General features: G+C 32.8%; 18 protein-coding genes. 8 read left to right on the top strand and 10 right to left on the bottom strand.

Translation table 11 applies throughout. The features are described from left to right. Positions 1-371 precede the first annotated feature (371 nt). The gene (locus LIS78_RS30920) at positions 372-665 is read right to left on the bottom strand and encodes a hypothetical protein (RefSeq protein ID WP_252285771.1); all 294 of its coding nucleotides are present in this window, start codon (positions 663-665) and stop codon (positions 372-374) included. A 284-nt stretch (positions 666-949) separates the two neighbouring features. Continuing rightward, complete coding sequence (locus tag LIS78_RS30915) at positions 950-1,513, bottom strand: YitT family protein (RefSeq protein WP_252285770.1); 564 nt, start codon at positions 1,511-1,513, stop codon at positions 950-952. Between the two features lie 476 nt (positions 1,514-1,989). Here LIS78_RS30915 and LIS78_RS30910 point away from each other — a divergent pair, with 476 nt between their 5' ends. Beyond that, positions 1,990-2,790, top strand: a complete 801-nt coding sequence (locus LIS78_RS30910; protein WP_252285769.1) for an alpha/beta fold hydrolase — start codon at positions 1,990-1,992, stop codon at positions 2,788-2,790. Between the two features lie 232 nt (positions 2,791-3,022). On the opposite strand, the gene LIS78_RS30905 is transcribed toward LIS78_RS30910, so the two are convergent. From LIS78_RS30905 to LIS78_RS30895, 3 genes are all read right to left on the bottom strand, one after another. Beyond that, positions 3,023-3,568, bottom strand: coding sequence for an undecaprenyl-diphosphatase (locus tag LIS78_RS30905; RefSeq protein ID WP_252285768.1), 546 nt, complete (start codon positions 3,566-3,568; stop codon positions 3,023-3,025). 222 nt (positions 3,569-3,790) lie between these two features. After that, entirely contained in the window at positions 3,791-4,342 is a 552-nt protein-coding gene (locus LIS78_RS30900; protein WP_252285767.1) for a YhcN/YlaJ family sporulation lipoprotein, read from the bottom strand. A gap of 199 nt (positions 4,343-4,541) precedes the next feature. Beyond that, on the bottom strand, positions 4,542-5,171 hold the full coding sequence (locus LIS78_RS30895; protein WP_434092409.1) for a DUF2238 domain-containing protein: 630 nt from the start codon (positions 5,169-5,171) through the stop codon (positions 4,542-4,544). A 4,107-nt stretch (positions 5,172-9,278) separates the two neighbouring features. On the opposite strand from LIS78_RS30895, the gene LIS78_RS30890 reads away from it, so the two are divergent. Next, entirely contained in the window at positions 9,279-9,785 is a 507-nt protein-coding gene (locus tag LIS78_RS30890) for a DUF3189 family protein (protein WP_053488611.1), read from the top strand. 1,174 nt (positions 9,786-10,959) lie between these two features. Here the strand turns inward: LIS78_RS30890 and corA are convergent. After that, the gene (gene corA / locus LIS78_RS30885) at positions 10,960-11,919 is read right to left on the bottom strand and encodes a magnesium/cobalt transporter CorA (protein ID WP_252285820.1); all 960 of its coding nucleotides are present in this window, start codon (positions 11,917-11,919) and stop codon (positions 10,960-10,962) included. A gap of 597 nt (positions 11,920-12,516) precedes the next feature. Here corA and LIS78_RS30880 point away from each other — a divergent pair. Together LIS78_RS30880 and LIS78_RS30875 are read left to right on the top strand one after the other, a co-directional pair. Then, complete coding sequence (locus LIS78_RS30880) at positions 12,517-12,774, top strand: hypothetical protein (RefSeq protein ID WP_252285819.1); 258 nt, start codon at positions 12,517-12,519, stop codon at positions 12,772-12,774. Between the two features lie 42 nt (positions 12,775-12,816). Then, the gene (locus tag LIS78_RS30875) at positions 12,817-14,007 is read left to right on the top strand and encodes an FtsW/RodA/SpoVE family cell cycle protein (protein WP_252285818.1); all 1,191 of its coding nucleotides are present in this window, start codon (positions 12,817-12,819) and stop codon (positions 14,005-14,007) included. A gap of 596 nt (positions 14,008-14,603) precedes the next feature. Here the strand turns inward: LIS78_RS30875 and LIS78_RS30870 are convergent. Continuing rightward, positions 14,604-15,245: a hypothetical protein gene (locus tag LIS78_RS30870; RefSeq protein WP_252285817.1), complete on the bottom strand. Its 642-nt coding sequence runs from the start codon at positions 15,243-15,245 to the stop codon at positions 14,604-14,606. Positions 15,246-15,425: 180 nt separating this feature from the next. Beyond that, on the bottom strand, positions 15,426-16,070 hold the full coding sequence (locus tag LIS78_RS30865; RefSeq protein WP_252285816.1) for a phosphatase PAP2 family protein: 645 nt from the start codon (positions 16,068-16,070) through the stop codon (positions 15,426-15,428). Positions 16,071-16,413: 343 nt separating this feature from the next. Here LIS78_RS30865 and LIS78_RS30860 point away from each other — a divergent pair, with 343 nt between their 5' ends. From LIS78_RS30860 to LIS78_RS30845, 4 genes are all read left to right on the top strand, one after another. Beyond that, a complete protein-coding gene (locus LIS78_RS30860) occupies positions 16,414-17,184 on the top strand; it encodes a TerC family protein (RefSeq protein WP_252285815.1) in 771 nt (256 codons plus the stop codon). Between the two features lie 963 nt (positions 17,185-18,147). Beyond that, positions 18,148-18,420 (top strand): hypothetical protein, encoded by a 273-nt coding sequence (locus tag LIS78_RS30855; RefSeq protein WP_252285539.1) that lies wholly within the window; start codon positions 18,148-18,150, stop codon positions 18,418-18,420. Positions 18,421-18,468: 48 nt separating this feature from the next. Next, a complete protein-coding gene (locus LIS78_RS30850) occupies positions 18,469-18,816 on the top strand; it encodes a hypothetical protein (RefSeq protein ID WP_252285538.1) in 348 nt (115 codons plus the stop codon). A gap of 40 nt (positions 18,817-18,856) precedes the next feature. Then, positions 18,857-19,039 carry a hypothetical protein gene (locus LIS78_RS30845; protein ID WP_252285814.1) on the top strand — a complete coding sequence of 61 codons (183 nt, stop codon included), beginning with the start codon at positions 18,857-18,859 and terminating at the stop codon, positions 19,037-19,039. Between the two features lie 574 nt (positions 19,040-19,613). Here LIS78_RS30845 and LIS78_RS30840 read toward each other — a convergent pair. Together LIS78_RS30840 and LIS78_RS30835 are read right to left on the bottom strand one after the other, a co-directional pair. Next, the gene (locus tag LIS78_RS30840) at positions 19,614-20,366 is read right to left on the bottom strand and encodes a hypothetical protein (protein WP_252285813.1); all 753 of its coding nucleotides are present in this window, start codon (positions 20,364-20,366) and stop codon (positions 19,614-19,616) included. Positions 20,367-20,457: 91 nt separating this feature from the next. Further along, entirely contained in the window at positions 20,458-21,858 is a 1,401-nt protein-coding gene (locus LIS78_RS30835) for an alkaline phosphatase family protein (protein ID WP_053488306.1), read from the bottom strand. Positions 21,859-22,028 lie beyond the last annotated feature (170 nt).

Genomic DNA, 22,028 nt, shown 5'->3' with positions numbered 1-22,028 from the left:
TTTCCGCATTTCCTCATGCAACCGACAGACTCGTTACCAAGAATGCCGTTTTGGATGGAGATCATCTCCGCGTCTAGATGAGTAGCGTTAGCTACACTGTAAGAAAGCGACTTCTTGTCGCACCATAAACACTCTTTCCGGAAGACACACCAAAAAAGAACCCTTGTCGCAGAACGGTTCCGCCGAGGGTTCTTTTTCCGGAGTATGCAGCTTTTTATACATCCTTGATATGACTACGTTTTCTCGATACCCCAGTGGAAGGTGAATGCATAAAAAGTCTGCACTATATATATATGTTAGTCCCTATAAAAATAGTCCTTATAGAGAATTATGCTATATTTTTTGAGAAAAGATTCCACATTAAGTTTCCTTTATAAGAAAGGTCTAGATGAATCAATACTGTATTCTAATAGCATTTTTATAGCGTTTTCTGGTAATTGATTAGATTTCTCAATTATTGTTGGTGTCTGACCATTTCCGGTGAAATTATAGGAAACAAAAACTAATTTTTTTTCGTCTTCCCCAGGAAAGTTTAACTCCGTAGGTAATCTAGATTCCTGGGGGCTAATGTTTTCCTTAAATGTTGTGGACTTCTTATTTATAAGTATTTCGTAAAATTCACCGTTGTAAATGAATCCAATTGCCGGTGTATTACCATTGCTCATTAACAGAACCTCCTGATTTTGGTATAAATACAAATGTACTTATATAGTATGATTTAGAAAGAGATATGGTATTCAATTTATAATCAAACAAATGTCATAACAGCATCCCTTAATTTTTACGAAAAGGTTTATGTATTTTAGATTACTCTAAAAGAAGGCCATTTTTAAAAGGATTTTAGGTTTATAAGTCAAAATAGTTAACATGAACTTATAAAGCGATTGAAGGGTGTAGAAAGGGAGGGGCAAAAAACGGAGGATAGAAGATACTGATTTTATAATCCCAATTATTCTTTTTTTGTAATTAACGAAGTTGTCATTCCACCTATAAAAATTGTCGAACATGAAAAAAGAAACGTTTTAGGTCCTAATAAAGGAAGAGCTGCTGTTATGATAAAACCATCTATAATTAAAATAACCATCCCTATGTTTAAGGAAAAAGCTTTTGATATAAGTTGTGCTAATAAATCTGTTCCTCCAGTGCTTGTCTCGTATCGAAGCATAAGACCAATCCCCGTTCCAATACATACTCCTCCAAAGATCACACTAGGAAAAACAGAGAGTTGAAACTGGTCTTTAATAGGCTCTAGCCAATCAATCAATAAAGAAGAAATAACTAACCCATAAAAACTATTATAAAAATAAGTTCTTTCATAAACCCAAGCAAACCAACATAATGGAAAACCCAAAATAATCATCGTTACACCTGTAGGAAATTCAAAATAATAGTGAAGGATGAGAGCAATTCCAATTGTCCCTCCATCCAACAAATAATGAGGAACTAAAAATCCATTAATTCCTATACTTAATAATAAGCTTCCGACAAGAACAACCGGTATTTTTCGAAACATACTAATCACCTTTTTAATTAATTTATCTCTTACTATATGTATAAGCTTTAGCTACCTGTCATGAATGTTTTTTCTTTTTATGTAAATGAATAAAAGTTTATCTTTTAAGCAAACTACTCAAGATGGATAAATCATCATACTATAGCAAACTCTTAAAAAGCAGAAAAACTTTCTTCCAACCGATGGGAGTTTTTCTGCTTTTTAAACTGTGTATCGTATACATGTTTAGTTCACATAATCAGCATTATCAGAAATCCTATTAACAATTCTAAAATCTCCCCCTTTTTAGTCTGTATAGTCTTACTATAATAACCTCATAATAAATAATAAAAAGGATCTTTGATTTTAAACCATACAGCACAAATAGTTAATTATATTGAGTTAAATGTAAGATGAAAAAAGATCTTGGTTTTCATAAACTAGATTAACCTTAACTAAAAAGTAATTATTAATTGATTTTGGAGTGAGAAATAATCATGCCTTTTATTGAAATAGACACTAATAAATACTTGTATTATGAAGAGCGTGGACAGGGTATGCCAGTCATCTTTATTCATCCACCTGGCATGGGAAATAAAGTCTTCCATTATCAATACGATTTATCCAAGCATATGAGAGTCATCTTTCCAGATTTAAGTGGTCATGGACGAAGTCCTAAAGCTGAACAAACTGTATCAATTTCCTTCTATGCAAACGAAGTATTGCGTTTTATGGATGCGCTGCATTTAGACAAGGCTATCATATGTGGTTATTCTGCTGGCTGTCTAATTGCTCAAGAGCTGGCTATTTATCATCCCGATAGAATCGAATTATTAGTTTTCTCAGGAACTTACCCTATAGTAAGAGATATACCTGGACAACTATTACATAAAATAGGAATGTATATGGTAAAAGAACACCTAAACATATTAATAAAAAGCCTTTCTATAAGTCATACTCGGGACAAGACACTAAGAAAGAGCCTAGTTAGTTATATGAAAAAAGCAGATCACGAATCATGGTATCAGTACTATAATCATTCATTACACTATAACTGTTTAGACAAACTTCATCATTTAACTATGCCTTTGTTGTTTATATATGGTGGGAAAAAGGATTGGACTACCCACTATATGAAAGAGTATAAAAATAAATGTAAGCATGCTGAATTCTTTGTTTTACCACAACAGGGTCACCAACTGCCTACAAAAAAGTGGGTTCAATTTAATGAGCTAATTACAGGATTTGTCTTAAATAAATCCAGTTATAAAACAAAAAGAGACTTAAGCAATGAATAATTTTAAAATCTCATATGTATAAAACTCGATGATAAACTACAGGAGATCGGTAAGTTTGTTTAACTCATTAGCCTAAATACATATTTTATAACTGAAAATGCGGAGATTAGGGACTTTTTTCCTTAAGTGCTTTATCTTATCGTTATTAGTAGAAGCCTTCGCTATAGCAACTGCTTTAACCAATTATTAAAGCAAGTACAGAATCGAGACATTATTAGCTAATGAAAATGCTTCATTTACGTATTTGGGCATAATACTTTTTTGATTTTCGGTTCATTACTTTTAGAGAACCAAAGACTTTCTCAACGATAATACTTGTCAAGCTACCAATAAAGAGGCTTCGGATAATATCAGAGGGATAATGATGCCCTACCCAAATCCTTGAGAATCCTGTTAAAAAGGACAATATCCACATAACTGACCCAAGAAGACGTTCACGTAGAAAAATAGAAGTGGATACCGCAGTTGTAAGCAACGTATGTATACTTAAAAATGCGGAGTTCATCTTTGAAGGAATAAGGATGCCGACACGACGCTTCATAAATGGACGAGGCTTAAAATAAAAACATTGAATTAACATGTTAATCAACAACGTAAAAGTCGAAGAGATGACGGCATATACGGTCACTTTTCTTTGTGAATAGCCTCGAAACCACATCAACATTAATACAAAAACGAATAGATAACGTATCTTATTTGAAATCAATATCATCAGCATATCTAATATAGAATAGCGACCAGCCAGTTGATTAATTCTCCTGAATATTTTATAATCCATCCCGATTTTCTCCTTCAATTTTAGATAGACAGACTCTTCTTTCCTAACGAAGAACCCCTTACATGATTAATGCTCTTATGATTGTAAGAAAGGAACCAAAAATAACTATTAAGTCATTTCGTATAATGGAGAGAGAAGCATAGATGAAACCTCCTTAATCTATAAGGAGGCCTCTCTTTTTAAAACACAAAAAATTGCTTTGTTATATCTCATCATTTTTATTTAACGATTGTTAGGGAATACTCTTTTAACGGTTTCAGTAAAATCTTCAAATAGGCCATTTCTTGTCGAACCTTCATTAATTCGATTTCCGTACCCTTCCATACGATTCACAAAATCAGGATCGGATGACACATACACATTTCGAATATCTTTATCTGTAGCTTTTACTTGATCTGAAATCTTCTTTTTTAAACGGTCGGTTACCTCTCCGTTTGCTCCATTCTTTAAAACAACAGCCACGTATGCATTTCGGTTTGTAACAATCACATTTGCCGTGTCTACTTCATTTAATTTAACAATACGATCCGCAGCCTTATCAGCTACCTCTAATCGTGTCTGGTTATTATTATCTACATTATTATTCTGATCACCGTCGGGTTGAAATCCCACGTCTCGCAGATCATTGTTGTCACGAGTATTTTGTGCTTTTTGTTCAGACGGTTCTTCAGTTGGATCAGGCTCAGCTTCATCCTTTTTATCATTACAACCAAAAAGAAACCCTACTGATAAAATAGTTGATAAGAGTCCCAATACATATTTTTTTGTCTTCATTCCTTTTTCACTCCTTCTAATAGTCATATATGTATTAAGATTTACATTGTTTTTTAAAATAATTACAGGAAATACCTTGAAAATCCAAGTAGGAATAAACTTTTGTATATTGAGCAAACTACTCATGATAGTAAAGTTTCACTCTTGAAAGTTTGATACGTAACAGAAAAAACCACTGATTAGTGGTTTTTTCTGTTTTTCATTTAAATTTTTTCAAGAGACGGTTATGTAGCTTTGAAAGGATAAGTAAAGCAAGAATTGTACCAACTAAGGTAAGCGACATATCCCATTGTGCATCCCAAATGTCGCCTTGCATACCTAAAAAGCTTTTAGTTATTTTTCCTTCCCTTGTTATTTTAGAGGATAACCATTCGATGATTTCGTACAAGGAAGCGATCGCAAGTGAAATACTTGTAGCAATGACCAATAACCAATAACCTTTGGTTATTGGTGTTTTCCGTAATAATATTTCTCTTATTACAATTACAAACAAGCCTTTTAGAAAATGTCCAAAACGATCGTAGTGATTTCGATTAAAATGAAAGATATCTTTTGCCCAATTAAAAAGGGGTACTTTTGAATATGTATAATGACCGCCAACAAACATCATAATGGCTAGAATTGTAATAATAATATAAGAGAGATTAGTGAGGCGAAATTTATTGTATGTTGCAAGGACAATCATTAGTCCGATAACGGCAGGGCTAACCTCCAATATCCATATCAAGTACCCGGCAGGCTTGATAACTGACCAGATAAAAACTGCAGTAACAACCAATAGTAAAAATAGATGAAGTGTTTTGTTTTTGTCTCTTCTCAATTTTTTCACTCCTACAGAGAGAGTTTTTACTTACAGTATTTGAAAAAAATAATTCTATATACAGAGTACTTAGAGCTATTTTCCTTAGAGATGTAGCTACACCGCCTCCAATAATGAATATTTCACACCATCTCATCTTGACAATATTGCATCATCTTTTAGTAGTTGCTGATATTAATTTTACCATGGTTGCAACAATTCAATAAGGATTTCTACTTTCTTATATCCTTTTATGGAGATTGGAAAATCCATTTTATATTATATTAAGTTCTGATATGAAATTTATCCACACTTAAATGGTATAAGAAGCTGAATTAGTTATTGACCATTTGTTGTCGATTGAGAGCTTTGGCTCTTCATTTATATTTCTTATTTGACTATCCCATACCAGCGAGAGATTATCATATTTTGAAGTATGATATCCACCACGCCACTGTGCTGATCATACTATAAGACAAGCAGTTTCATCATCGATCCCGGATAGAAGCAACTATGACGGCAATGGAAACTTTTTGTCCAATGTTATTTCCCTGATCACGATCTAATCATCATGCAATATCATCCTTACATTAAAATTTACTGTAACGTATTTTGCGCATCTATTGAGGATTCTCTTTCTCACCTTTTTCACACTAGCAAATCATTCATTCTTTTGCACCAATTAATTCCTTATAAAAAATTAATACATCATAATTGTCTTTTTCGAAAAGTCATCAAACTATCATCTGTTGATTTAAACTCAGTAGTAGTCATGCTAACAAAGCCGTATTTAATAAGTTTCATAAGGCCAGAAAAATATCATATAAATCATCGGAGTAATAACGATCATTGAATTATGTCCATCTTTTATGTATTACGGAGAAATAAATAAAGAAAGCAAATGAGATCCTATATAAATAATGTTTGCTAAAATACTTATGTACGTTAAAAAATGCTGGAATTAAACAAATTCCACTTAACATTAATATTGAAAGCTACTTTGATAAACTATAATATTAGTATAATCTGGAGGTACTTTTCTATGAATTTAAAATTCTCCACTCTAATTGTTTACTAGTTCCACTTTTCCAGCTAAGTCTATTATCAATATATTGGTTTTAGCTATCATGAGCAAATTGACCTGTGAGTCAGCAAATATTCTGGATATTATCATACAGTTTGAATCAGTACTTATGTTAAATAGGTCTCTTTATATCAAGGATTCGAGTCACCGACGCTAGGTACTATATTGTAGATCATGAAATTATTTTCTCTTATTATTGGATTTTCCACTTTATCTTCTAAGTTATTGAGTACATACTACTATTCTCTACCTTCCTTACTCTTGTTTTTTCTTTACAAAGTATTGCACCATCGATCAGAACTGATTTATATTTAATTGGTGTTATGTTTAATGAAAGGATCATCTATTCCTCAATCTGTATATTATTTAAACTCTTTTATCAGATCACCGTGCTCGCCTCATTGATATTAACATCGAGTACTACTAATAATAAGTAGGATTAGATCATGTGTTAAACAGTTTTTTACCAAAGTAGATTGTCATTGCAATGAGTGCAGTTTGCTCGTTTGAAATGGTGTTCTATCATTTCTTATCTCTTATGGTCGTGCATTATTCCATACCCGATCGGGATCACGCAAGCATCTTGACTATCATAATAAAGTATCATCAATGATTATCCTCAATTTCTCAATTGAGAATAAAGCCGTATTAATACCTTATTGGTGTTTCATTACCGTTCATAGTGAATATTATTGGTAAAAGGCTCAATTTAGGACTAGTGAGATCTTATGAAATACGGCTTTACGCTATCGCCATTATGGTTCTATCAGCGATTATATCAACTGATAAAACTCTTTATAAAACAGAAGCACATGCAGTAGAAATGTAGTATTAAGTAATGGAAATGTATTAATAAAAGATAAAGCTGCATCTAGTAACTATGCAGTTGATCCTGAAAAGTACCATACTAGTTTATATCTAAGAGAGTATACAAGGCTGCTTAATAAGGGATTTTACTTATCATCTTGAATAGATAAGTAAAGATTTAGTAATATAACATTTCATATTCCATTATACATTCAACTATCTTTAAAATAACGGACGGATAGAATGAAAATACTTCTATCATGGCTTATTCAGCTGCTTCTTCATTATAATGATAACTGTATGTTTTCCGTTCTAACTGATAACGGGTATCAGGAAAACATTTATATTTAGGAAACTATCCTATAAAAATATATCAATGAAAACGACTTATTATATTCTCCACATCCACCGTCGTTATATCTCTTTTTCCTTACTAAAGGTAGGCAATGAGAACAGGAATAAGTATCTAAAATGGCATTCCACCTTCCTCTAATTAATTCATGTCCTATTATGGCTTATCAATTGCTTCTTATCCAAACTGATAGGGTACCTGATTCATGCTGTAATGAGAGTCACTCCTTCACGAAATTGTAAAAATTTAGATATCTGATGAATTGTTTCGAACTTAATGCCATCAATTTACAACTGGTTTTCTTCGTGAATCTTACTTTTAAGGTGCTTTATCCAAAATGTTTACTATCCGGATTGCATTCGAGCGGTAGATGAATGAAGGCCTCGAACGTAGGGGAACAGACAAGGAATGCTTTTAAAAGAATACATAGTCACAATAAGACTTAAACTTCATGGTTGTAATCAGTTAATATAATCGTTATCTGCAGCACTAGCTAGCGTCCGGATTACTATGAGCCAAGATTTATAGATGGAAGCAGAGGTGCTTGACTAGGACATGGTGTCTGCGCTAGCGCACTTACTCGAAGTACTTTCTACGTATGTAAAGAAAAGAGCATCCGAAACTAAGGCTCTACCCATATAGTTCTCTATTCATGTTGTACATACCATAATCATACTGTGTACCACGTGTAAATTCAAAGTTGTCAACATCATGGAAACCCTTGTTGAACCGAAAAACTAGTAAGGAATGACAATGTGTACAGTTAGAACATCTCCAGCTATGATCTATAATAATCCGTGAACGGTAGAGCAGGTAATATGAGACTTTTACCAAGGGTAAGGGACGAAAGAAGATTGTAGATAAACAGCCGATTCATGCAGCAAGTCCGTAAAATTCAAATCCTGTAACAGCATATCATGTAACTTGCACACTTCCGTTGTGGAGATTGGTAAAACTCACTGTTTAACGTTTCATATTATGATCACGTCTAATAGGGGCTGACGTGAGCATCGTCATAGTAAAAAGCAAAAATGGCTGATCGCTCTTTGAATATTGTTTAATACATATTCTTTGTTTCATACTTCCATCCTCTGTGATTCTCAAAACTAATGATTCATCTTAGCATCTTAATAATAGTATATCCCCATTTAATAACCCTCGAAAAACTAAGATGCAGCTTTTAACAAATGAAAGGAATAGGGGGGACTGTATTGCCTATATAATGAGATCAGTATGATAAAAACACCAATGCTACTGGCTAGGAAGATTAGCTTTATACTATATCAGTTTACTACAAAATGCATTATCTTGAGATAAGGAGTATCTGATAAAGAAGTTTCTTATTAAAAACAATAACAGTCTACAGCAGTAGATTATTGTAGGCTATGTTACTTTTCTTTTATATTAACAAAATTATTTACACGAAGAAAAGCAGATAACAAAAATACAAATTATGTTGTACAAGGTTTTTCATTCGCTATTATCTTCTTTATTATGCTTCTAGTTACAAAAACCTTCACTTAAAAAGAACAGATTGTCTAAATATTTTCAATCGATTAAGGAGCTTTTCAAATGAGTAATCAAGAAAAAACTAATAATAAAAAAATATAATTTTAGGTATTATATATGCTCTAATTGTAATATCTGTATATGCATTTAACTTACCTCTACAGATAGTTTTGTCTATACTTACTCTTGTCATAATATTTGAACTTGTAACTTCAATAAAAGAAGGTAACAAAGCTAAGAATGTTGTAAACAGTATTACTAATAGAGTTTTTATTTATATACTATTAAGTTTAACTAAGAAATTTAACACTCTTAATATATCCCTGAATTAGCAATTGTATAAACGGTAATAATGGATATAAATCAAAAACTAAAGGATGATACCATGATTTTTATCTATAATGATTATGGTGGAACACATACCACTTCTATGGCAGCAGCTTACCATTTAAAAAAATTACCTACTAGTCGAACACTGACTAAAGATGAAATATTAAATATTGACTATTTCAATAAATTAAATCATTCTGATATGGGGAAAATTATTTTTCATGGGGTCGATACAGAGGGGAATTCCGTTTATACAATTGGTCGAAAGTCCTCCAAACTTGTTGTTCCAGCTTTAAAAAATTTAAGTCTATTATTACAAGAAAAATATCAAATTCATGAAAAAATAGTTTTTTCAAATACATCACCTACTGTTCCATTTGCTATGACAATGGGAGGATTCTTGTCCAGAGAGCTAAAAATTGACTTCATCGGTGTACCGTTATTAGTTGTTGGTGCCAAACAATGTTGTCATAATATTCTGGAATTGGTTGAACACACGAAACAAATAGGAAAGTCAACGAATTCAAAAGTAATTGTATTAGAAAATAAACGATTTAAGTAATCATTGAAAGGCTCTCGAATTTCTTTTAAATTAGAGAGCTTTTACTTCTTATAAGACCCGTCACACTAATTAAAAATAAATATGGTACATCTTTGTGTTTTATTATTTAAGCCTCTATATCAATGGGAGAAGTAATCTTGTCTTTATATAGATCAAAATACAGTGGCCTATTTCTAGGTACCTTTTGTGTTTTATTATGGGAAATTTATTACCACAATAATATAGTGCGCTTATTTTATAAAAAAACTTTCTAACTTTAGAAACTGTGTACTCTATATATTTTTAGTTACCATAATGTACTTTATCAGAAGCAAAATAAGTTTTATGAAAAATAATCATATTTTATGTTTCATTTTCGATCAAAGGGGTAAAGTATTATGATGGATTGGAATTTTACAAGAAACAGTCTTTTTAGATCTGTTTCTTTTTTTATTTAAGATTATAAAACGAATAATAAATAGCAAATTGAGCAAAATACTCAAGACGCCGTGAGGTATCAGTCCTTTGGTTGAATAAATGTAGCAGAAAAAACTACCTTCCTCCTAACTCTAAGGTAGTTTTTTCTGTTTTTAGCCTGCATATGGCATACATGTTTAGTTAACATAATCACTCTTTCCGATACACATATAAAAAGAGAACCCTTAGTAAGCAAGGATTCTTCAAGAGGTCCTCTTTATCGTTTATACAGCTTTTTATACATCCTTGATATGAAAGGCTTTCTCAGAGGAATAGATAAAGAAAGAATGTATAAAAAAGCTGTCTTTTATACATATGCTTGTAATGGAAAAGATAGTATTTATAGCAAAAATTCGATATGAATTAATATGAAATAAATTCCATATTAATTTTCCCTTATAACCTACCTCCCCTGATGACCCGAGGTAGTTTTCTATTTGTTCATTGTAAGACATACTTTTTTAAATATATATTTGTGTAATCATTATCTTTAAACAGACGTAGGGATTTGCGAGAAGATACACATATAATAAAGACAAAAAACACATCTCTAAGAGATGTGTTTTTTGTTTCAATTTTCACTTTATAACTCCATGCATAAAGTAAGCAAATTGATAACCATTGAGTACATACTAGCATAATGAAAAAGTAGTGGCAAATCGTAGATGGCAGCTTTTTATTTTAAAAAATAAGTAGGAAGGCTTCCTTCCAGCCCTTCCTACTTATTGACATTAAACCAGCCTTTTCGTTTAAACCAAAGAATCATACCGATTGTCATTAAAGCCATAATTCCTAAAACAATATAATATCCGTAGTGCCAGTGAAGTTCAGGCATATGATCAAAGTTCATCCCATATAACCCTACGACAAAGGTAAGGGGGATGAAAATAGAGGAGATAATTGTTAATGTCATCATTATAGAGTTCATCCGATTGGCGTTAAGTGAAAGGTAATTATCTCTCATATCTGATGTCATATCTCGATTGGCTTCCACCATGCTTGTTAATTTTATTAAGTGATCATAGATGTCATTGAAATAGGCTTTCTGCTCCGCAGGTATATTTAAACGTTCGGAATTAATAATTCGATATAACAGATCACGCATAGGAAGAATGGTTTTTCTAAGCTTTAATAAATCACTTCGGATATCAAAAACATCATTCATTAATAAAGCAATTGATTTTTTGGCATCTCTGCTTTCAATTGCATTTAATTTATCCTCAATTTCATACACAATTGGGAAGTAATCATCTACTAATTGGTCTAGAACCGCATAAGCAATATAGGACACTCCTTTATTAAATCCACTAGGGTGCTGTAAAAGGCGTTGTCGTACTGTTTCAATACTGAGTACCGGTTTAAAGTGAAAGGTCACTAGATAATTTTCCCCAATAAATAAGTCTACTTCTTCAACATCTAACGTGTTGCTATTTAAATAATGAAGCACTAAAAAGCTGTAACCTTCATAATAATCAAGTTTAGGACGTTGTAATAGATGAAGACAATCTTCGATAGCTAAAGGGTGAAAGTGGAAAAACGTCTCTAACACTTTTGCTTCCTCTTCAGATGGAGAGGCAAGATCTATCCAGAACCACTTAATTGAAGGGTCAGATAAGTAATCAAGGGGGACATCTTCTTTGACGTGTAAGTCTTGTGTAATAGCGATTATTCGAATCATGATGCTGCTCCTCCATGTGATTAATCATTCTCTATTTATAGTATGTTACATAAAATAAACGATTAACCCCACTGCTAACAAGGTAATAAAATCTTTCTGATATTTTCTTCTCTTTTCTTCATCTGTATCTTTATTTTTTCTAAAATATTTATCTATAAAGATAATAAAACAAAGGAGGAGGAAACTAAGGATGATATCCAGTATTAAGTAATGAAAGAAATGATCTATAGTAATAAATGACATAGTAATTCTCCTTATTTCTCACTTTGATGTGAGAATTCTCAATAAGTATCTCTGCGTATTTTAATCAGGTACAAAAAGTACTAAAATTAATTTAGCTGGCTAATAGCACATAGGATAAAAAAGAAAGAATTGATTTCTTATTGTTTTTTTTATCCTGATGTCTATAATTAAAACGTAAAAAACAACTTATTATATACTAAAACGTTCTATATGTCCTGAATTTTTGGAAGAAAGAGGATTATTGGTCTTAAAAAAGGTATAGTCCAAGAAGAATATAAACCAATAAGTTGGGAGAGAAAGTAAATAATAAAACGTAACTATATATAAGAAAAGAAATGGTAGTAGGAGATCTTTATGAAATACGCAAAAATTTTTACTGACAATCGAATTCGAAATGCAACGTTGATTGTATTGCTTATTTGTATGAGTATAGCTTGGCTATTTGATAGCGATTACTGGTACAATATAGCTGTTCTTATGGTTTCAGTATCTTTTCTCTTACATGGTGTAAATGATTATATCGTCCGAAAGAACAAAACACAGGGAACTGTTATTATACTATTGAGTGTTCTTTTTACTCTATATAATTTACTAAGAATCTTTTTTTTCTAATGAAAATAAGAATCTTATACCTGCAAGGAACGAGGAATTTTTATGTTTAAGAGAATAGTAAAATGTTATGATTACAAATTTATTGTAGCCTTAATTATTCTAAGTCTCATCGGCTTAGTCATGGTTTACAGTGCTAGTATGGTAACGGCTGTTAGTCGTTACGGTGTTGAAGGGGATTATTTTTATCAAAAGCAAAAACTTGCTCTGATAGCAGGCTTTTTCTTCTTCTGTATTGCTGCCTTTATTCCTTATAAAATTTATCGAGAGAAAAAAATATTAAAAATCTTATTAGTAACAGTGATATCGCTTCTTACCTTGGTCCTTATTTTTGGACATACGGCAGGAAATGCACAAAGTTGGCTTATACTGGGACCGGTTAGAATACAACCACTAGAATTTACGAAACTAACAATCATTGTATATTTATCGGCTGTTTTTGCGAATAAACAAGAGTATATCAATGATTTAAAGCGCTCTATTATTCCGCCTATCCTTATTGTGTTGTTTATTTGTTTCTTAATTGCTTTACAACCCGATTACGGTGGGATTTTACTTATTTTAGGCACAGTTGCAGCTATTGTCTTATGTTCAGGTATCTCTGGAAAATCAATGCTAAAGATTGCCTTACTAGGAGTAGTAGGCATCCTTATTATGTTAGTCGTTCTATTAATAACGGGACATATCGACACCGTATTTTCACCTGTTCGTTTAGCTCGTTTTACAGGTTATCTACATCCTTTTGAAAACCAACAAGGAAATGGATACCAACTGGTTAATTCCTACTTGGCTATAGGGAGTGGCGGACTCTCAGGGATGGGATTAGGACAAAGTGTTCAAAAGGCAGGTTATCTTCCTGAATCCCATACAGATTTTATTATGGCAATTATTGCTGAGGAGTTAGGTTTTTGGGGAGTTCTGCTTGTATTAGGGTTACTATTTTTTGTTATTTTGCAAGGCTTAAAAATAGCAAGAAGATGCAACGATCCTTTTGGGGCACTACTAGCTATCGGTATTTCGGTCATGATTGGCATTCAAGCATTTGTTAACCTTGGAGCAGTAACGGGACTTCTTCCTATCACAGGTGTAACATTACCTTTTGTAAGTTATGGTGGTTCTTCTCTTACATTGCTTCTGTTTGCTGTAGGAGTACTAGCGAATATATCCATGTTTAATAAATATGAAAAGAAATATAAAAATAAAGTAAAAGATCCAAAGGAATTGAAAAGCGTTTAATGACTTACTTGAATGACCTTTCTATAAAAATTATTGAGGATAAAATAAAATTATAAACCAAAGACACTGGTTAAGACCCAGTGTCTTTGGTTTATGTAAGGAGGTTAAGTTTGTAGTTTTGCTAAAGAAATTCAAAGGTCTATTAGAAATCCTCTATGTACGATTCATATACTTTCTTAAAAATCTTTATTTAAAGGATAAAAATTATTTCTTATTTCCTTCGAAAAAACTGCAAGGTGCTATAAACAATCCATAGAAAACAGGCCACAATAACTTGTTTTTCTATCCACAGAATAATTGTCCATAGTATCATTAAAATTAAAATAGGAATAGATAACTTTAACTTTCTTATCATTCACACCTTCCCTTTCTTCACTATTTTCCTATCTATATTCATGAAAACGTAGTGGATTGCCTTTTTTGTGCAAAAAAAAGACGCCTATTATGGCGCCTATATCCAACGAAATAGTTTGGAAAAGGGGAAAAGTGTTAACTTTAAGAATTAACATGATCTTATTTAGTTCTTACCCTTTTTTAAAAGAAAAAAACATACATTATAAGTAAAACAAATAAGCTACTTAAATTCTCTATTCCATTTATTGATCCTCTGGATCTACCTCAAGACTTTCAACTTCATCATTCTTTTTTACTTCTAATCGCACGACTTTATTTTTACTATCTCCCGATATATTGTCGTTATCTTGCTCAAAGTCTTTAGATTTTTTATAAGTTTTTTTTCCACTAGACACTTCTATTGTTACGTCATTATCTGTTTCATTGATTAACTTTCCAATTATACTGTAGTCTCCATCCGCATCTTTTTCGTATATACCATTTGAATCTGCTTTTGCCTGAGGAGTTAACTCTAAGCTTTCTGCATTTTGATTTTTAGCATCAATCTCTACATTTACTTGTTTTCCACCAATATCCTTAGGTGTATCTTTTTCTTTTTTAAACGACTTACTCTTAGGTATCTTTACTTTTTTATCATCGATAACAAGTGTCAACTCATCATTCGTTTCTTTGTCTAGCGTCCCTATTAAATCAAAATCTTCACCTTGCTGTTTACTATCCGGATCTTTAGAGTACTGTTGTAAATTTGATTTATTTTCAGAAGAGCTATTTTTACTTTGTGATGTATTTTGAGATGAATCATTTTGATTAGAGCATCCTACAAGAGATCCTGTAGCTAAAGCACCTGCTAATGAAATACAAAGCACTACCATTTTTTTATTCATATAGCTTATTTCTCCTTTTTCTTTGTTTTTATTTATATTGCCTATTCTTTAAAAAATCAAACGAAATTACTATTCTAAAACCGGAGGAGTTTTATACCATAGTCACAATAATGATCATAATTAATCTTGTGTTAACTACCATCTTTGTATGAGACATTTATGTCACCAAATTGACATTAATCAGTTAGGCATTTTCTTTTCTTCTTTATAATGACCTGTATATATCATTATAATTATGAGCCAAAGCGCACTAATAAGGTATCCGCCTAAAATATCGCTTGGATGGTGTACACCTAGATAAATACGACTGAATCCCATTACTAAGATAAGAATGCTTGCTAGTAAGGAAAGTAGAACCTTTATTTTATTGCTCTTTAAATGTGTCCATAACAGAAATAGAAGTATACCGTAAAGAACAAAGGAATTCATAGCATGTTGACTAGGAAAGCTATGTTTATCTACCTCTACTAAATGAAATCCATCTGGTCGTGAACGGCTAAATAAATACTTTAGACCCTCGCTAAGCAGTCTTTCTCCTATCATGGCAACAACAAATAGAACAGAAGCCAAACGACGTTTAGTTACAAAATAAAGGTAAAATAAAATTGCAAGGCAGATTACAATAACAAAGTAAGTTGATCCAATAAAATCAAAAAATTTCATTATAGGTGTTAAGAAAGAGGAGCGTTTATGATGAATAATAGATGATAACCATTTGTCAAATCCACTAAACTTTTCTATTTTAACTAAGATACCAGTACATATAAAGCTAATTAGCAGTAATAGTCCAATAATATATAATTTTAGCTTTACTAAAATAATCATATTAAAATCCCCAGTTCTATATAAGTGATATTATTATTTACATGCATTTCACATATGTACAGTTTAGCTCCCTCATAATCATACTGTAGTAGCCCAGCTTTGTTTCACTAAAAATGAGGTAATTATAGAGGTGTTAAAAGGTGTTTACAATATTCAAAAGAATTATTAGCAAAGTTACACAAGTAACTTCTGAACATTTAAATTTTAATAAATATTATATATAGAATTAGTGTTAAAATAATGAAAGTCCCATTCTCTAGGATTACCGTTCATATAGATGGTCATTCTAATGTAAGCAAATTCTTTAACATAATGAATTATACTTTGGAAAGGAGGAAGATAGATGGAGTCCATATGGATCGAATACGCTTGGGCGTTGTTAATTCTAATTGGTTTAGAAGGTTTATTATCGGCTGACAATGCTCTTGTACTAGCAGTCATAGCTAAACATCTACCAGATAATCAGAAGAAAAAAGCAATTAATTATGGAATTCTTATGGCATTTATTTTTCGATTCGGTGCTCTCTTCGCTATTTCATTTATCGCCAATGTCTGGTGGATTCAGGCGGTAGGAGCAGCTTATCTTCTGTATTTAGGTTTGAAGCATGTCCTTAAGGCACGGTTTGGGAAACACAACGAGAATATTCATAATGCTGAAAAGGAATCTGCTGGAAAAGGATTCTGGCCGACAGTAGGAAAAATTGCGTTAGCTGATTTGGCTTTTGCAGTTGATTCCATTTTAGCTGCGGTAGCTATAGCCCTTGGTCTTCCAGATTCACAGTTTGGCGAAATTGGTGGTATGGATGGCGGACAATTTGCAGTTGTAGTTTTGGGGGGGATTGCAGGTCTTATCTTGATTAAGTTTGCAGCGACCTGGTTTGTAAAACTCCTCGAAAAGCGTCCTGCCTTAGAAACTACAGCATATGCCATTGTTGCTTGGGTGGGTGTCAAACTTGCTGTTATTACACTTGCTCATAAGGATATAGGTGTCTTAGACCCTCATTTTCCCCATAGTACTATTTGGACATTAATCTTCTATGGAGTATTAGTTGGTATTGCTCTACTTGGTTGGTTTGCACCGAGCAATAAGTCTTTAGAAAAGCCTTCAGCTTAAAAATATAATCAGTATGATCAAAACGAAAACACCCTGACTATGTTTTAAAGAGTTAGGGTGTTTTCTGTCTACTTTTGAAAGTTTAGTCACAAAAGAAGATTAGCCTTTCCTGGTGCTATACGAGATGAAAATCATCAGTAGTTAAGAACTAGTATTTATAATACAAAATGCATTTGCGCAAACTATCTATGATGCTATAATGCATTAAATAAATACACCTCGTATAAAGCCAGTGAAAGAACCACTCTTTCAACTGGTTTTATATGTTGGTACAAGTTATAAAGAGAAGAAACGTACATATTCTTATAACAAGAAGTAAAATTAACTTCGGGGTTTTATAAATGAACTAAAAGAAAGTCTACTGAGATCCTCAGTAGACTTTCTTTTTTATTATGTATAGTTATTGACTATGTTAAGCAAACTACTCAAGATGATGGAGAGCATCATCTCACCTAGCATGACCTTTAAAAAACTCCTGAATAGGCACAGGGGTTTTTTCTCTTTTTAACTGTATACGGCATAAAAAGTTGGTTACCATAATGTGACTTTCCGGAATACAAACCAAAAAGAACCCTCATGGGAGTAAGGGTTTCAAAAAGATTCCTATTACGAATTATGCAGCTTTTTATACACCCTTGATATGAAAGGCTTTCTCAGAGGAATAGATAAAGAAAGAATGTATAAAAAAGCTGTCTTTTATACATATGTTAACCCCTATAAAAAATTGCCTATATGCGAAAAATATGATGAAAATAGCTTATTTCATACATCAAATATGTATGAGCTCTACTAAAAGCAGCCGAAATAATCACGGTTGCTCTTTTTTTGCCTAAAATCGTGTTGCTAGCGAACTCATACGCAAAATTAAAAGTCTTTTCGTGAGTAGTTGTATTAGTAATTTCCTCATACTACCTCTTATTTTCTTCAACACAAATCAAATAATACGTTTAGGAGGTCAATTAAATGTCATTAAGAGATAGACTTAGACCTCCTCGATCAGTTCGTAGAGCAGCTAGGTCTCTTGATCCAAGCAAGGTTTTAACCGGAGAAGTTTCTACAGGAGAATATTTTGGAGTAGACTTAAATCCAGGTGATTTTAAATCAGTAACAGATAATGCTGATGAGAAAGCTAAAGAATACAGTAATAGTGAAAGAGAAAATAAAAATTACTGTGATTGTGTAGTTGCGGTAGCTGCTGGATGTGCGGTAGCTGGTGCTGCTCTTGGGGGCCTGTAGGAGCAGGGCTAGGTGCCTTAGGCGGTTTTCCTGCAGCAAGGCTAGCGTGTGGACGAATTTATACTTCTGGACCTTGTGAATAATGAAATGGAAGAAGTGATTTTTATGCTCCCTTTTGCTGGGATGTTTGAGGATGGTCTTATTGGAGGATTTAACCCTAGAAAGCAGGCACGCGAACAGGTTAACGCTATTGCAAATCAGAGAGCTAAAAATTATAGTGAAAGTGAAAGAGAAAATAAAAACTATTCTAATTGTGTTGCTGTAGTTTCTGTTGAATGTGCTAACGATAGTAGTATTTTTGATGGTGCTGGAATTGAAGGAATAATGGCTGACGGTGGCATTGCTGTAGCAAAGATAGCTTGTGGTCGCATATATAAATCAGAACTATCAGAATAATAAAAAGCGCAATCAAGTAATACAGCTAGGAGGTGTTTTTATGCCAGAACACGGTTTTAATCAAATGCATGATAATAACAATCATAGCAATAGTTATGATACAAACGGTGGAAGTATCCAACCAGTAGATGTACCCCAATCTGTCGGAAACAAAATTCCTGCTGAAAACGATGGACTAACTGGAAAAGTAAATGCAAACCTTGGATACCATCCAAAAAAATAGCACGAAAAAACCGCCCTACAAAAGTAAGGCGGTTCTCCGATAAGTTTTATCTTACAAAACTAAAACCATGTAGAATCTTTATATTTTGGAAATTATACCATTCAACGTAAAAAAGAGCAACCCTAAAGTTACTCTTTCTCTCAGCAAAAACTAACACAAAATGTGTGCATTGGTGCTCAAGGAGTGTTCAATAAAGTATACGTTTACGGACATATAGGAAACTACTAATTCCAACTTATATATATATCCGCAAAAATTAAAAAACACTTTTCGGACGTTCTGTTATTTACACATACCTTTACGAACAATTTTCTTTATTATGTAGTTGGGGTAGCGTCAGTCAGGAAGATGCGGATTTACAACGTTAAGCTAAATTAGGCATAAAAAATCGATTCCTTTACAGCGTTAGGAACTGCTTTTAATTTTGAGATAGTTTTTTGTCCCAGCCTCTTCTAAACAGAACTTTTAGGAGGGGTGTTTTCATGTCATTATTATATTTATAAGCTATAGAAGTGCAACTTTATAAACAAAAAGGCCCATCTTTAAAGATGGGTATATTAATTGGTAGCTTTTATTAAAACTCAATTTTAATTTTTTGTGCTTCGCTGATTTTTTTCTCGTTTTTATCAAATACATCACTTGTGGTTATTTCAACCCACTTAATATCCTTTGCTTCCTTTTGGTCCGACTCATTGTGCCCATCTTTGTGCGCATGACCGCCTGTTGCATTTACAATAAAACCAATATTTCCAAATTTCGTGCCATTACCTTCAATTTCACCATTTAACTCTTCAAGGTAAATATCTTTTTGCCAATCAAATGTTTCACCTGTATTCGTTTTCAGTAAGGCAATTGGTGCAAAATTCACTTTCTCTGAAGACTTGTTTTTGATCTCAACGAAAACTTTAACAAAATCAAACTCTTCGTCATGTGTTAAGACGTGAAAATAATCAATCATACTGTAATCAGGTCGTAAGTGAATCAGTTTCATTTCTTTTATTGTTAATTCAATTTCACCAAGTTTATAAGTTTTATTCAAAGGTTTAATTGCTTTTAATGTAGCCTCACCTTTTTCATCTGCATATGTCTGACCGACTTTTTGCAATGAATGGTCATCTGTTACTTGAGAATTAGGCTGATACTCGTCACTTTTTCTCTCAGTTTGTTCCTGATCCTTTTCCTGTTTCGTTTCATCATTTTTTTCGTCTGTATTATTTTCTGTTTGGTTTTCGTTCGCTGCATTTTTTTCATTGTTTTCAGGACTGGCATTGGATGAACAACCAACAAGCAGCATGATTAAAAATAATATAGAAAGAGTGTGTTTCATGATGATTCCCCCGTATGATTCTATATTCTAAAAAAGTTCCCGTTGCTTGTACTTAAGCAACGGGATACACTTTATCTTATCCAATTATTTCTTACTTATCTTGAATTTTAATATTATAATCTAAGACATCAAAAATATTTTTTGCAATATCGGTGTTATCATTTGATCCAGCAAATTTTTCACTTGATGGTCCGAATGCATAGACAGGAACATCTTCACCTGTATGTCCACCTGTTGTCCAACCTGTGTGAGAACGTTTGTTGAAAATATTCTCAATGGCATTATCGATATCAAGAACTTTCTTTGTTTTAGCTGCTTCTTTAACAGATTGAATTTCTTGTTCTGTTAAGGCTAGGGTATTTTGATCAATATATTTCTTTAATGTTTCTTCAACGCCTGCTCCTTTAGCAATCTCTTCAGCCATGAAATCAGGCGTGCGCTTTGCAGCTTTGATTGGTTCACTGAACCAGTTATAAATACCGTCTGAACCAATTGAGTATCCACCAGTTGAGTGGTCAGCTGTTGCTACTACTAAGGTATGTTTGTCTTTTTTTGCAAACTCAATTGCTGCTTTATATGCTTGTTCAAAGTCATCCATTTCACTCATAGCTCCAACGATATCGTTGTCATGCCCTGCCCAGTCAATCTGGCTTCCTTCTACCATTAGGAAGAACCCGTCTTTATCTTTGTTTAATTTTGAAAGAGCAGTGTTTGTCATGTCCTTTAATGAAGGAACTTCTTCTGTGCGGTCAATTTTCTTTGGAAGTCCACCATCAGCAAATAAACCAAGCACTTTACTGTTTTTATCGTTTAACATATCTTCACGGTTTTCCACATAGCTATATCCAGCTTTTTTGAATTCTTCTGTTAAATTACGATCTTTTCGATCAAAGTTGCTTTTACCTCCACCAAGAAGAACATCGATTTTATGTTGACCATTTACCATTTCGTCAAAATAGTCATCGGCAATTGAGTTCATGTTTTTACGGCTGTGATCATGTGATCCGAAAGAAGCAGGTGTTGCGTGTGTAATTTCCGAAGTCGCAACAAGACCTGTTGCCTTTCCTTCTTCTCTAGCAGCTTCAAGAACCGTTTTTGCTTCTGATCCGTCATTGTCAACGGCAATCGCACTGTTATATGTTTTAATACCTGCAGACATAGCAGTTGCTGCAGAAGCAGAGTCCGTTACATTTTGCTCAGGATCTTCTGGATAAGTTGTTTGTTGGCCAACAAGGTATTGATCAAAAGTTGTTGGCTCAACAACTTTTGTTGATGGATCGTCTTTTAGGTAACGATGAGCAGAAGTATAAGAAACCCCCATGCCATCACCGATTAAAACAATAACATTTTTAATTTCCGCATTATTAGTTCTTTTTTTATTAGTAGATTCCTCTGCACTTACATGTGAGAAACCACCAATTAAACCACTAAAAGCAACTGTTGAAAGAACGGCTACCGGTAATAACTTTTTCGTTAACTTCTTTTTAAACAATGTTGTTACCTCCAATTGTTGTCGTGTTTTATGTCCTAATGAGAATTATAGAGAAGGTTTATTAATAGATTTTTGATAAATTGTAAATTAAGTGTTAAAAACAGAGAGAATTCTTTTTATAAATGAGAAAAAGCACTAAAAATTAACAAACAAGGATTATTTTTCATGTT

This window comes from Priestia megaterium, from assembly GCF_023824195.1.
In the GTDB taxonomy this organism is placed as follows: domain Bacteria; phylum Bacillota; class Bacilli; order Bacillales; family Bacillaceae_H; genus Priestia; species Priestia megaterium_D.
This window is presented reverse-complemented; position numbering and strand designations above follow the sequence as displayed.